The organism is Cloacibacterium rupense, assembly GCF_014645495.1.
In the GTDB taxonomy this organism is placed as follows: domain Bacteria; phylum Bacteroidota; class Bacteroidia; order Flavobacteriales; family Weeksellaceae; genus Cloacibacterium; species Cloacibacterium rupense.
Genome location: NZ_BMLV01000002.1, coordinates 549,603 through 563,626, shown reverse-complemented (window position 1 = coordinate 563,626; position 14,024 = coordinate 549,603). Strand labels below are relative to the sequence as shown.

Annotated in this window: 13 protein-coding genes; 5 read left to right on the top strand and 8 right to left on the bottom strand. The window is 33.5% G+C overall.

What is annotated here, in order from left to right:
* Positions 1-19 precede the first annotated feature (19 nt).
* The 5 genes from hemE to IEW40_RS06575 all read right to left on the bottom strand — a co-directional run bounded on the left by hemE (position 20) and on the right by IEW40_RS06575 (position 4,485).
* The gene (gene hemE, locus IEW40_RS06595) at positions 20-1,045 is read right to left on the bottom strand and encodes a uroporphyrinogen decarboxylase (protein WP_188617277.1); all 1,026 of its coding nucleotides are present in this window, start codon (positions 1,043-1,045) and stop codon (positions 20-22) included.
* Between the two features lie 17 nt (positions 1,046-1,062).
* Positions 1,063-1,743 carry a uroporphyrinogen-III synthase gene (locus IEW40_RS06590; RefSeq protein WP_188617276.1) on the bottom strand — a complete coding sequence of 227 codons (681 nt, stop codon included), beginning with the start codon at positions 1,741-1,743 and terminating at the stop codon, positions 1,063-1,065.
* Between the two features lie 15 nt (positions 1,744-1,758).
* Entirely contained in the window at positions 1,759-2,667 is a 909-nt protein-coding gene (gene hemC, locus IEW40_RS06585) for a hydroxymethylbilane synthase (RefSeq protein WP_188617275.1), read from the bottom strand.
* 54 nt (positions 2,668-2,721) lie between these two features.
* Positions 2,722-3,999, bottom strand: coding sequence for a glutamyl-tRNA reductase (gene hemA / locus IEW40_RS06580; RefSeq protein ID WP_188617274.1), 1,278 nt, complete (start codon positions 3,997-3,999; stop codon positions 2,722-2,724).
* Between the two features lie 72 nt (positions 4,000-4,071).
* A complete protein-coding gene (locus tag IEW40_RS06575) occupies positions 4,072-4,485 on the bottom strand; it encodes a GNAT family N-acetyltransferase (RefSeq protein ID WP_188617273.1) in 414 nt (137 codons plus the stop codon).
* A 200-nt stretch (positions 4,486-4,685) separates the two neighbouring features.
* Between IEW40_RS06575 and IEW40_RS06570 the strand changes: the two genes are divergently transcribed.
* Genes IEW40_RS06570 through rodA form a run of 5 tightly spaced genes read left to right on the top strand, consistent with a single transcriptional unit; the run spans position 4,686 to position 10,284 of the window.
* Positions 4,686-5,711, top strand: coding sequence for a rod shape-determining protein (locus tag IEW40_RS06570; protein ID WP_188617272.1), 1,026 nt, complete (start codon positions 4,686-4,688; stop codon positions 5,709-5,711).
* Between the two features lie 21 nt (positions 5,712-5,732).
* Entirely contained in the window at positions 5,733-6,581 is an 849-nt protein-coding gene (gene mreC, locus IEW40_RS06565; protein WP_188617271.1) for a rod shape-determining protein MreC, read from the top strand.
* Positions 6,574-7,080 carry a rod shape-determining protein MreD gene (locus IEW40_RS06560; protein ID WP_188617270.1) on the top strand — a complete coding sequence of 169 codons (507 nt, stop codon included), beginning with the start codon at positions 6,574-6,576 and terminating at the stop codon, positions 7,078-7,080. Before mreC ends, IEW40_RS06560 begins: the two co-directional genes overlap by 8 nt.
* Positions 7,077-9,053: a peptidoglycan D,D-transpeptidase FtsI family protein gene (locus IEW40_RS06555; RefSeq protein ID WP_188617269.1), complete on the top strand. Its 1,977-nt coding sequence runs from the start codon at positions 7,077-7,079 to the stop codon at positions 9,051-9,053. Before IEW40_RS06560 ends, IEW40_RS06555 begins: the two co-directional genes overlap by 4 nt.
* 1 nt (position 9,054) lies before the next feature.
* Positions 9,055-10,284 carry a rod shape-determining protein RodA gene (gene rodA, locus IEW40_RS06550; RefSeq protein WP_188617268.1) on the top strand — a complete coding sequence of 410 codons (1,230 nt, stop codon included), beginning with the start codon at positions 9,055-9,057 and terminating at the stop codon, positions 10,282-10,284.
* Positions 10,285-10,339: 55 nt separating this feature from the next.
* On the opposite strand, the gene IEW40_RS06545 is transcribed toward rodA, so the two are convergent.
* The 3 genes from IEW40_RS06545 to IEW40_RS06535 all read right to left on the bottom strand — a co-directional run bounded on the left by IEW40_RS06545 (position 10,340) and on the right by IEW40_RS06535 (position 13,979).
* Complete coding sequence (locus IEW40_RS06545; RefSeq protein WP_188617267.1) at positions 10,340-10,981, bottom strand: C40 family peptidase; 642 nt, start codon at positions 10,979-10,981, stop codon at positions 10,340-10,342.
* A gap of 295 nt (positions 10,982-11,276) precedes the next feature.
* Positions 11,277-11,738, bottom strand: coding sequence for a GNAT family N-acetyltransferase (locus IEW40_RS06540; RefSeq protein ID WP_188617266.1), 462 nt, complete (start codon positions 11,736-11,738; stop codon positions 11,277-11,279).
* A 45-nt stretch (positions 11,739-11,783) separates the two neighbouring features.
* Complete coding sequence (locus tag IEW40_RS06535; protein WP_188617265.1) at positions 11,784-13,979, bottom strand: glutamine synthetase III family protein; 2,196 nt, start codon at positions 13,977-13,979, stop codon at positions 11,784-11,786.
* Between the last annotated feature and the right edge of the window lie 45 nt (positions 13,980-14,024).

The window sequence follows — 14,024 nt, the reverse complement described above, 5'->3', positions numbered from 1 at the left end:
AAAAGATATTTTATTGGTTTTAATTTTTATATTCCACCACCGCTCTTATAAAAGCTTCGGCGTTTTCTACTGGGATATTCGGTAAAATTCCGTGTCCTAGATTGGCAATGTATTTATCTTTGCCAAATCTATCTATCATTTCGTGGACCATTTTTCTAATCACTTCTGGTGAAGAATGCAATCTTGCAGGATCAAAATTCCCTTGAAGTGTAATAGAATTATTGGTGAATTTTCTTGCCAATTCTGGAGTAATCGTCCAATCAACTCCAAGTGCAGAAACTTTAGATTTTGTCATTTCTTCTAAAGCGTACCAACAACCTTTAGCAAAAACCACAACGTGAGTTTCAGGAGCTAGAGCTTCTACAATTTGATTGATGTATTTCCAAGAAAACTCTTGATAATCTTCTGGAGAAAGCATTCCGCCCCAAGAATCAAAAATTTGTACCGCAGAAACACCACTTTTTACTTTTCTTTTAAGATAAGCAATGGTTACATCTGTAATTTTTTGTAAAAGTAAATGCGCTGCTTCTGGTTGAGTAAAACAAAATGACTTCGCAATATCAAAAGATTTAGAGCCTTTTCCTTCTACTGCGTAGCAAAGCAAAGTCCAAGGTGAACCTGCAAAACCAATGAGAGGAATTTCGTTTTCTAATTTTTGTAAAGTGATTTCGATGGCATCATAAACGTATTTCAGATTTTCTTCCGCACCAGAAACTTGCAGATTTTCAACTTGTTCTAAAGTTCTGATGGGTGTGTCTAACCAAGGACCAACGGATTCTTTCATTTTGAAATCAATTCCCATTGCTTGTGGAACTACCAAAATATCAGAAAATAAAATCGCTGCATCTAGCGGAAATCTTCTAATCGGCTGAACCGTAATCTCTGCTGCCAATTCTGGAGTTTGACAACGGGTAAAAAAATCGTATTGATCACGCAATGCGATAAATTCTGGCAAATATCTCCCGGCTTGTCTCATCATCCAAACTGGTGGTCTTTCTACAGTTTCGCCACGTAATGCTCTTAAATATAAGTCGTTTTTTATCATTTTATTGCTTTCTGCAATCAGCTTTCCGCTTTTTGCTTTATAATATTTAACAAATCTTCTAAATTACTTTCTTTACTGGTGAAAATTCTATTTTGGGTGAATTTTTTCAGTTCTTTTTCTGTAGTTTGTCCGATAGAAAAGATTTTCAAATTTTCTAAAGAATTAAACTTCGCAAAACTACGAACTCCACTCGGACTAAAAAAAACTACCGCGTCATATTTTTCAGAAATTTTCGGGTAGAGCAAATTCGTTTGGTAGATGATAACTTTTTTGTAAGAAATATTTTGCAAAGGAAGTTTTTCATCTAAAATATTTAAAGCCAAATCACCACAAAAGTGAAGGAATTTTTCTTTTTGGCAGTAATCAATAATAAAATCTGCCAAGTCACTAGCATGTTTGGTCACTTTAAACGTTCCGAAACCTTGTTTTCTGAGTTCTAATTTTGTTTTAAACCCTACTGTATATATTTTATTGAACTTTCTAGGATTCAAGAAATTTTCGTGAGGTTCAAATTTATTTTTAAAGAACGATTTCACTGCATTTACACTGCTGAAAATCAGAGAATAATTCTTTAAATCAAATGGTTTTGTTTTGAGATGTTTTATGTTAATAAAATCCTGAAAATCAAAGGCTAAATCTGCTCCCAATTTTTTGGAAACTTCATTTTCAATGCCTGTTTTGGTAAAAAGGATTTTCATAAGAAAATTGGCTCTTTAATTTTTTATTTCAGATTTTATAATCTTCATCATTTCTTGTCCGCCGTTTTCCAAAATAGCCTTAGCAAATTTCTCTCCGAAATTTTCAGAATTGTTATAGTTAAATTCTTCAACTAAATTGAGCGTTTTAGCCCCATCAAGAGAACTTAATTTTCCTTTAAAATAAATTCTATTATCATCGAATTTTGCAATTGCACCAATTGGCGCAGTACAGCCACCTTCTAAAGTTCGTAGAAAATTGCGTTCTATTTCTACACAAATTTGAGTTTCTTTATGATTAATCTGCTGTAAAATTTCTCTGGTTTCAACATCATTAATTCTACTTGCAATCGCTACAACTCCTTGACTAGGTGCGGAAATCATAAATTCTAGAAATTCAAAATCGAGTTTCATTTCCATTCTTTTAATTCCTGCCAAAGAAAAAAGTGTAGCATCAAAATCGCCTTCTTCTAATTTCTTCAAACGAGTTTGTACATTACCTCTAATGTCAGAAAATTCAGTATTTGGAAATTGCTCGAGCCAGAAAGCACGTCTTCTCAAACTGCTGGTTGCGATTTTAAGTTCTGCTAAATTTTTATTTTTTGAAGAAGACTTTCTCACCAAAACATCTTGAGGAAAATCCCTTTCTAAAACCGCTGAAATTTCTATATTTTGAGGTAAAAGTGTAGGAACATCTTTCAGAGAATGCACCGCAATATCAATCTCATTATTGAGCAAAGCAATGTCTAAATCTTTGGTGAAAACACCCGTAATTCCTAGAGAATAAAGCGGTTGATTAAGGTTTTTGTCACCAGAAGAAAGCACGGGAACCAATGAAGTTTCATAACCTAAATTTTGTAATTTTTGTTCTACTTCTTTTGCTTGCCACATTGCTAATGGCGAATTTCTGGTGCCTATTTTAATCATGATAAAAATTTAAATTCTTGAAAATTTGTAAATCCCAAATCGTAAATCTAAAATCTACTGATGCTTTTTATTAAATTCCTCTTTCGGTTGCTCTACCAAAATCTCGTTCATTAGTTTGGTAATTTCTTCTGCTCTTAGAGGGTTTTCGATAATATATTTTGCAAATCTATTGGTGATTTTCTGTATCATTTTTTCACTTAGTTTCATATCATCCACATCTATATATTTGTGTTTTCTGTGGAAATTATGCATTTCGTGGTCTTCAATTTTCTTTAAAGCCGATTTGAATTGATGAATATTTGGGGCAAATTTTCTCTTTTTCTCCCAAACCAAAAATTCTTTGGTCATTTCTTTAATAATGGCTTCTGCTTTTGGAATTTCTTTTTTGCGCTGCTCCATCGTTTCTTCGATGTGCGAAGAAAGCTCATCGATATCTACCAATTTCACGGCTTTGTTCTCAGCTACATTTTTGTCCACATTATTAGGAATAGACAAATCAATCACCAAAGTTTCTTTGCCATTTGGGAAATGTTTTGGTAAGATGATTGGTGTTTGCGCACCAGTGGCTACAATCAAGATGTCTGTAGATTTCAATTCATCCTCGAAATTGTCAAAAGCAATTTGAGGGATGTGATATTTTTCAGCAATTTTTTCTGCCTTTTCGAAAGAGCGGTTAGCAATTTTAACCTTTGGTTTGTAAACGTGTTTTACTAAATTTTCTACAGTATTTTGTCCGATTTCGCCAACACCCAAAAGCAGAATATTTTTATCAGAAATTTGAGTTTGAGTTTTTAAAATATAATGAACTGCGGCATAAGAAACAGATGCAGCACCGTTTGAAATTCCTGTTTCGTTTTTGATTCTTTTAGAAATTTGAATGGCCAAGTTGATGGCTCTTTCTAAATAAGGATTGCTAAATTTTCTGTATTTTTTGAAACGATGATATGCGTTTTTAATCTGCCCAATGATTTCAAAATCTCCTAAAATTTGACTTTCTAGACCTGCAGAAACTCGGAAAAGATGGTTAAGTGCTTCTTCGTTTTTAATGACATTCACAAACTGCATAAAATCCATCAAACTTACATCTACAGTCTTGCAATACATCTCTGCAATAGACATATAATTGTTGGTGGTGGTATAAATTTCGGTGCGATTACAAGTAGAAACCACAAAGGCATCACCCAGCTTTTTGTCGTGAATTTCATTCACAAAACTCTTGATGTGTTCATCAAAAAAAGCAAATTTACTTCTGATTTCGGCATTAGCTTTCTCATAACTAATGCTTAAAACCGTGAAATTCTGCGTGTTATATGTCTTTACGTGAGCGTTCATTATCAATCTGCAAATTTAATCAATATTCTGATAAATATCTTCTAAATTTGAATATGCTTTTGTTTTATAATATCAATCAAAATATTTTGCCATCAAATAATGAAAACCAATGGGTTTTATGATGAAAATTTCGCCTTCTATTTTATAACCGCATTTTTCATAAAAAGGAACTGCTTTTTCTCTGGCGTTCATCCAGATTTTAGAAATCTTGTCCTTTCGTAAAATATCTTCTGCTTTCTGTATAAGCATTTTCCCGAAGCCTTTTCCTTGACAGTCTTCAGAAACTGCCATCCCTCTTAGCTGAGCGACACTGCCATTTTTCATAATGGTGACTATGCCTTTTATTTCATTCTCTTCGAAATAGCCCAAATGAAAAGTATCAGGATCTAAATCGCCACTAAATTGATGCGGCTCATCTGGAAACTCTTTTCTGAGAACTGCTTTTCTTACAGGATAAGTCTCCTCTGCTGATATTAATTTAATCATCTGATTTACTGTAATTTAATTAAAAAATCATCAATACTTTATTTAATTTTCAAAGAAGTAAAAATAAAATTGAAAGTTTAAAGTTTAAAAATACAATAAGCATTTAGAATTTAATAAAATTTTAACTATTTTTTTTATTTTCCTCTATTTAGAATGCGTTTAAATTTATATCTTTGTAAACTAAAATTTATAGTAGAAAAATGGGGTTATTTGATATGTTCACGCAAGAAATTGCGATAGACTTAGGCACAGCTAATACACTTATCATTCACAATAATAAAATCGTGATTGACCAGCCGTCAATCGTAGCTATAGAGCGTTCTTCTGGGAAACCAATTGCCGTAGGAGAACAGGCTAAACACATGCAAGGAAAAACTCACGAAGACATCAAAACAGTACGTCCTCTGAAAGACGGGGTAATCGCAGATTTTGCTGCTTCTGAGCATATGATCAAGGAATTTATTAAACAAATTCCTGGTATTAAAGGAAAACTTTTTCAGCCAGCTCTTAGAATTGTGATTTGTATTCCTTCTGGTATTACAGAAGTTGAAAAACGTGCAGTAAGAGATTCTGCACAAAAAGTAAACGCTAAAGAAGTAAGATTAATCTACGAACCAATGGCTGCTGCGATTGGTGTAGGTATAGATGTACAGAAACCTGAAGGGAATATGATTATTGACATAGGTGGTGGTACTACAGAAATTGCAGTGGTAGCTCTTGGAGGTATTGTTTGTGATAAATCTGTAAAAATCGCAGGAGACGTTTTCACCAATGATATTGCCTATTACCTGAGAACTCATCATAATTTATACATCGGGGAAAGAACTGCCGAAAGAGTGAAAATAGAAGTAGGTTCTGCAGTAGAAGAACTAGATGTAGATGTAGAAGACATTCCGGTACAAGGTAGAGACCTTATCACAGGAAAACCAAAAGAAATAATGGTAGGCTATAAAGAAATCGCAAGAGCTCTAGATAAATCTATCATCAGAATAGAAGATGCTGTAATGGAAACTCTTTCTCTTACACCTCCAGAATTAGCGGCTGATATTTACAAAACAGGTATTTATTTAGCTGGTGGTGGTGCACTATTGAGAGGATTAGCAGATAGACTTCACAAAAAAACAGGTTTACCTGTTTTCGTAGCAGAAGATCCATTGAGAGCGGTAGTTCGTGGTACGGGCATCGCACTTAAAAATATGGATAAATTCAATTTCCTAATTAAATAATAATAAGAAACCACTGTAAGAATGGGTTTTTTGATTAGATTGTTTAGTAAGAACGGATTATTTCTGTTCTTTCTTTTCTTACAGTTAATAGCCGTAACATTGATTTTCAGTAGAAATTCAATGCAACAATCGTTTCTAGCAGCACAAACCACGGCATTCAATGCTTGGATATCAGGGTACATAGACCAAGGAACAAGCTACCTAAAATTAAAGCAAATAAATGAAGACTTAACGGCACAGAATAAAGCTCTCATGTCAGAACTTTATGGTAAAGACAAGTCTGCAAACCCTCAGTTTAGAAGAATTACCGACACTATAGGTGGAGGACAAATTTACACTTTTGTTGATGCTGACATTGTGAATAATAGCATCACCAGAAAAGACAATTATTTTACCATAGACAGAGGAAAAAGACATGGTGTTTTTCCTAAAATGGGCGTAATTGCTCCTAATGGCATTGCGGGAATTGTTGTGAACACCACCAACAACTATGCTCTTGTTCAATCTATTTTGAGTGTGAATAAAATTAAAATTAATGCCGCCCTCAAAAATAGCGGATATTTTGGAACGCTTACTTGGAGAGGAGACAATTCAAGAACCATGCATTTGGCAGACATCCCGAAATATGTACCATTAAAAGTAGGTGACACTGTAGTAACTGATGGGAAATCCTCTATTTTTCCACAAGGGAAGATGATAGGAAGAGTTGCAGGATACGAAGTAGATTCTAAAACCGGATATTGGGACATTTCAGTGGAATTGAACCAAAAAATGGGGAATCTACAGAAAGTTTTCGTAGTAAGAAATTTAAAAAAACTAGAACTTAAACAAATTCAAGACACGCTAGATGCAGCAATAAAAAATGATTAGTAGAAACATTTTTACCGACCTTGTAATGATGATGGTGCTTGTTGCGCTACAGATTTTTTTGTTTAATAGAATAGACATCGCAGGAAAATACACCCCTGTTATATACACCATTTTCGTGCTTTTTTATCCTTTTTATAGAAACTTATATGTTTTTTTAACTGCAAGTTTTTTATTAGGGTTGGCAATAGATGCCTTCTTAGGCACATGGGGGATTAATGCGTTTGCCACAACTTTGATCGCTTATTTCAGAACCATAATTTTTAAAACTTCTACTGAAGTATCATCTGATATTTTCTCATTTCACAACCTTCAGTGGTCACAGTTTTTATTTTATATTTTTTCAAGTATTTTTTTGCATCAGTTTTTAGTACAAAGCATAGAATTTTTTAAATTCGATAGATTTTTTGAAGTTATGCTCAATATTTTAATTACAAGCGTTATTTCAATTATATTTGTACTTATCTACACATTAGCATTTAAAATCAAAGAAAAAGTTTGAAACCTGCCTATATTAAAATTACCATTACCATATTTATCATTGCTATTATTTTTGTAGCAAGATTGGCTTATTTACAGTTATTTACAGATAGATATGCATTAAATGCTGCGAATACATCTATCAAAATAGAATATGTAATCCCACAAAGAGGAATTATTTTTGACCGAAACGGCAAAATTCTGGTAGGCAATCAACCTTCTTATGAGATTTCTTTTACACAAAATCTCATGAAGCCAGATTTTGATACGCTTGGCTTTTGTAATCTTTTAAGAATTACCAAAAAAGATTTTATCAACAAAGTAGAAGCTCTCAAAAAAGATAAATACTACTCAAGGCTTACCCCAATGACTTTTATGAGTGATATGAGTAGAGAAGAAATTGCGAGAATTCAAGAAATTATTTTCAAATACCCTGCATTTAGCATCGTAGAACGTCCACAAAGGAAGTATGAAGTTACTACCTCTGGTAATTTATTAGGATATACCAATCAAGTAAACGAAAACTACATCAAAAGAGATTCTACTTATTATCTTCCTGGTGATATTGCCGGAATTACAGGTGTAGAAAGGTCATACGAAAAGGAATTAAGAGGTGAAAAGGGGATGAAATATATTCAAAAAGACATTAGATTAAGGAATGTAGGTTCATACAAAAACGGAAGTCTAGATAAAGATGTAGTTTCAGGAAAAGACCTTACCCTTACCATAGACTATGATTTGCAAAGAATGGCAGAAGAAATGCTGGTCAATAAACACGGGGCCATTGTTGCACTAGACCCTAATAACGGAGAAATCTTAGTACTTGCCACAGGTCCAGACATTGACCCTAACTTATTTACAGGTCCTCAAAAGAAAAAGAATATTTACCGATTATCAAAAGACACCCTTTATGACAATAAGCCAACTTTTGATAGAGCTCTACAAGCAGCTTATCCACCTGGTTCTACTTTTAAATTATTAACTGCTCTTGCGGCTATGCAAATGGGTGTAATGGATGAAAACACTATTTTTCCATGCGGAAGAGGTTTTTACTATAGAGGTTTAAGTATAAAAGGTCACGGTGGTGCAGAACCTTTGATTCCTTCCATCCAAGTTTCTAGTAACTGCTATTTCTCTTATGCATTTATCTCTATCATGAATAAATATCCAGGTAACCCTACCAAAGGAGTGAATGAATGGAAAGAAATCATGGAAAGTTTTGGTCTTAATAAATTCATGAATAATGATTTAGCAGTTGGCGCAAAAGGAAGAATACCGAGTGGTGAATTTTATGAAAAAAGAAGCAATCTAAAATCAAAAAATTGGAATCCTTTATACACTCAAAATGGTTCTATTTTTAACGGTATGGGGCAAGGCGATGTTCTAATCACACCTCTTCAGTTAGCCAATTACACCGCAGCTATTGCCAATAAAGGTTGGTACTACACTCCACATATTGTAAAATCTATAGACGGAAAGCCTAACCCTGACCCAAGATTTAAGAAAAAACATCTTACCAAAGTTCAAAATCAGAAATATTATGATTTGGTTATGAAGGGTATGGAAGCCGTGATGCTTAGAGGCACTGGAGCTAGCCTAAAATCAAGTGATTTTACCCAATTAGCTAAAACTGGAACCGCACAAGTACCGCAAGGAAAAGATAATTCTATTTTTACTCTAATCGCTCCAGCAGACAAACCCAAAATTGTAGTAGCTGCTGTGATGGAGCATGCTGGCTTCGGGGCAACTTGGGCAGGGCCAGCGTGTACTGTAATTGCAGAAAAATATATCACAGGAACGCTAAAAAGAGAACATCTTTATAAAAAAATGATTAATGCCAGTTTCATGGGTGAATACAAGAGACAATGGTACAAAGAACATGGCAAACCCAAAGAAGATTTAGATTCTATAAGGCTTAAAAAACTGCAAGACAGTTTACAACAACTGAATAAAAGGAATGATAATAAAAATAAAAAAACTAAAAAATTAACTTAAAATGAAATGGGCAGAAGGACTAGATAAGCTTGGCATTTTTTTATATCTCGCCATTTCTATTTTTGCGGTTGTCAACATTTATAGTGTTGATAGTGGACTTGGAGAAAAACAATTGATTTTCTTCTTTATCTCTTTATTCGTAGGCCTTATTATTTTTATGATGAGAAGCAAGTTTTTCGAAAACTTTGCTGTTGTATTTTTTATCCTTGGTGTCATTTCTTTACTTGGTTTGCATGTATTAGGTAGTGAAATAAAAGGACAAAAAAATTGGTATAAAATAGGTGGTTTTACCATACAACCTGTAGAATTTGCCAAAATTGGAGTTTCACTTATGCTTGCAAGTTATGTTTCTGGGCCAGATTTTAATTGGAATAATAGAAAATCTTTATTGACTACTTTTGCCATCATAGGAATTCCTGCGGTTGCTGTTCTTAGCATTCCAGATGTAGGTTCTTTGCTTGTTTTTACTACCTTCATTATCGCTTTATATAGAGAAGGGCTGAGCGGATGGCTGTTTGGGATTGGTTTTATTTTAGCCAGCGTTTTTTTACTTTCCATCGCTTTTAATCCAATATATATTATTTTAGGATTATTTATTATACTGGCAATTTTTCTGTTTTTTAATTTTAATAGAATTATATGGACCATTCCTACCATTGCTTCATTTGCAGGAGGCTTTTTACTTTTGTCAGGTATAAGCTATGGTACACCTAAAATTCTTGAAAAACTACCTAAACACCAAAGGGAGAGAATAGAAGTGCTCTACAAAGGCGAAAAAGCATTCAGAGATACCTCTGGTTACAACTTGCTTTATTCTAAAACAGCTATTGGTTCTGGAGGTTTTTGGGGTAAAGGATACAAAGAAGGCTCTGTTACGCAGGGAAAATTTGTGCCAGAGCAAGAAACAGATTACATTTTTTGTACGGTAGGAGAAGAATGGGGATTTTTCGGAAGTTCACTACTGGTTATTTTTTATGCCATTTTCATTGGTAGAATTTATTACCTTGCCGAAACACAGAAAACAACTTTTAGTAGGGTTTTCGGTTATTGTTTTGCAGGTGTTTTATTGATGCATTTCGCCATCAATCTTGGAATGGTAATGGGCCTTTTCCCTACCGTGGGAATACCTTTGCCCTATTTCAGTTACGGAGGAAGCTCTTTTTTAGCCTTTTCTATCATGACCGCTATTTTCTTTAAACTCAACTATACAGATAAGAATTCATTGGTATAAAACAAAAATCCTCCAAATTAATTAATTTGGAGGATTTTTTTATTAAATCAATTATTTACTGTTGCGGTTGTTGTTTTATAATTCTTTTTGCAAATCTAAACTTTCTCCCCCAATAGGAATCATTTAATGATGAAATCATTACTCCTCTAGAAGTAGCGGCGTGTATAAATTTTATATCCCCATCTGCGCTTACTTCTTGCACAATTCCTACGTGAGAAATTCTACCTCCTTGTGAGAAAAAAACTAAATCACCTTTTTGAAGTTCTTGTTTTTCTACTCTTTCACCTAATTGAGCCTGTTCTGCTGCAACTCTAGGGAGTTCTATACCTGTGGTTTCCCCAAACACATTGAGTACAAAAGCTGAGCAGTCTATTCCATTTCTAGTGGTTCCTCCAAATCTATAAGGAGTGCCAAGGTAAGTATTTGCCTCACCCAAAATATCATCTATTGTTTTTTCTAATGAAATAGCACTTGTAATAGCTGCTGCTAGTTCAGATTTTTGCGCATTGGCAAAATTGACATTGTAACTATTATAGGTGCTTTTATTAGCTGCGGTAAGGTTTTTTGTGTCTATTTCCTCTAGATTGGCATTAGTTTTGTATTGAGTAGGTGTAGAAACTACATAGTTGGTAACACATGACTGCAAAGAGAAAAACGATATCATCGCAATCGTGTAAATGAAAACTCTTTTCTTCATATTATTACTTGTTATTTCTTTTCTTAGACGGGACAAATGTATAATATCTGATTTTTTTTGGTGTTGACATTTATCAGTCTTAAAAAAGATTTAACATTTTTTAACATTTGCAATTAATATGTTAAAAAAAAACAACCGGAAAGGCTCTATTTTCGGTTGCACTCAATTTTATTTTTTTAAGAAATTTTAACATAAAATAGACCTCATCTACAAATTACATAAGACCTGTCTATAATGCTCTGGTTTTTAAGATATGGTTCATCCTATTTAAATTCTAAAATATACTTAACCAATTCTATTTCAGAACCTTTTCAAAGCATATACTATTCTCAATTTCTTTGTATTGACCGTAGTTTGGTATGATATTGTATCCCATTTTTTGATATAATTTCACTGCTGATTTTTGTTTTTTCCCCGTTTCTAAAATGCATTTAGAAAAGCCTTCTTCTAATGCCCAATTTTCTAATTCTTCTAAAACTTTTTTAGCAAAATTATATCCTCTAAACTCTGGTTTGGTGTACATTCTTTTAACTTCAACCTTTTCATTTTGATACAATTTAAAAGCTCCACAAGATACTGGCGAATCATTAACATACAGAACTACACAATGCTTAATAGTAGTAATCTTGTTAAACTGAGCATAGAAAGAATGTTCTTCTCCGTCAATATCGGCCAAAAACAGGTCTAAATCTTTGACCAATTTTGTAAAATCAATATTTTCTGAATTGGTTCTTATTATTTTGAAATTTTCTTCCATTGTTTGAAAAAAAATCCCTCTCGATTGAGAGGGACTTATAAGAAATTATCTTGTGAATAACATTTCTCTGTACTTGGTTAATGGCCAAAGCTCATCATCTACCATCATTTCTAATGCGTCTGATGCTTCTCTGATTCCATCAAATAAAGTTTTAACATTAAAACAATATGCTTCCGCTTGTTTTTGACTATCAGAAGTTCCTTTTGCTTTTTCTTTAGCGACAAGTAATTCTTCTACTCCTAATTTAATTTTAGAAACATTTTCAGAAATCTGAGTAATTAAGCTCAATTGTTCTTTAGCAATAGCTTTGAATTCTTTTTCGCTGAAAATATCTTTTAGTCCTTTTACATTTTCTATTAATCTGTTTTGATAGTTTAATGCAGCAGGAATGATGTGGTTTCTAGCAATATCAGCAATTACTCTAGCTTCAATATCAATGGTTGTAGAATATTTTTCTAATTTGATTTCGTTTCTAGCTTCTACTTCTCTGTGAGAGTAAATACCTAGTTCTTCATACAATTCTACAAACTTTTTATCCATCTCTTTTTTAAGAGCTTCTGGAGTAGTTTTTAGATTGCTTAAACCTCTTTTTTTAGCCTCTTTTGCCCAATCATCAGAATATCCGTCACCTTCAAACATAATGTTTTTAGATTGTTTGATGTATTCTCTAAGTACATTAAAGATAGCTTCATCTTTCTTAAGACCTTTTTCAATAAGAGCATCAACTTCTACCTTGAAATCTCTTAATTGTTTTGCCATAATTGCATTCATTACAGTCATAGGTTCTGCACAGTTAGCAGAAGAACCTACCGCTCTGATTTCGAATTTATTTCCTGTAAATGCAAATGGAGAAGTTCTGTTTCTATCGGTATTATCTAATAAAATTTCAGGAATTTTTCCTACTACATTTAGTTTAAGTTCTGTTTTTTCTTCAGGAGAAAGTTTACCATCAGTTACTTTTTCTAGCTCATTAAGCACTTTGTACAACTGAGAACCAATAAATACTGAGATGATAGCAGGCGGCGCTTCGTTAGCTCCTAGTCTATGGTCATTATTAGCAGAAGCGATACTAGCTCTTAAAAGATCTGCATATTCATAAACCGCTTTAATGGTATTGATAAAGAAAGTTAAAAACTGTAGATTTTTCTTAGGATTTTTACCTGGGCTTAATAAATTTTCTCCAGTGTTTGTCGCTAGAGACCAGTTATTGTGCTTACCACTACCGTTAATTCCCGCAAATGGTTTTTCGTGTAATAATACTTTGAAGTGGTGTTTATTAGCTACTCTTCCCATTACATCCATTAATAATGAATTGTGGTCGATGGCTACGTTTACTTCCTCAAACATAGGAGCAAGCTCAAACTGATTAGGAGCTACCTCATTATGACGAGTTGTAACAGGAATACCTAATTTCATACATTCAATCTCTAGCTCCTTCATAAAGTTCATAACTCTAGTTGGAATAGAACCGAAATAATGGTCATCTAATTGTTGTCCTTTTGCAGGAGCGTGACCTAATAATGTTTTACCTGTTAATACTAAATCTGGTCTTGATTGGTGTAATGCAGAATCTATTAAGAAATATTCTTGCTCCCAACCTAGAGTAGGCGTTACTTTTTCTACATTTTTATCAAAATAATGCATCACTGAAGTAGCCGCTTCGTCTACTGAATGCAAAGCTCTTAATAAAGGTGCTTTATAATCTAATGTTTCACCAGTGTAAGAAATAAAGATAGAAGGAATACAAAGAGTAGTTCCCATAATAAAAGCAGGAGAAGTAGGGTCCCATGCGGTATAACCTCTAGCTTCGAATGTATTTCTAATTCCACCATTAGGGAAAGAAGACGCATCTGGCTCTTGTTGAATAAGCATACCTCCGCTGAATCTTTCAATAGCTCTACCTCCTTCTATTGGTGTAAAAAATGAATCGTGTTTTTCTGCAGTTGCCCCAGTTAATGGCTGAAACCAGTGTGTATAGTGAGTAACGCCTTTAGACATCGCCCAATCTTTCATCGCTACAGCTACTTGGTCTGCAATGTGTCTTTGAATTTTTGTGCCTTTTTTAATAGCATCAATAATTGAAGAGAATGCTTCTTTGGTAAGATATTCTCTCATTGTTTGTTCAGAAAATACGTTCTCACAGAACAATTCTGATAATTTAGCAGGAATCTCTACATTATTCTCTTTCCTGAAATTTTTGAATGGTAGCGTTTCTAACGCTTTAAATCTCAATGTTGACATCGGCAATATATTTTTGACAAAATTAACAATTTTTTAAATACAAAT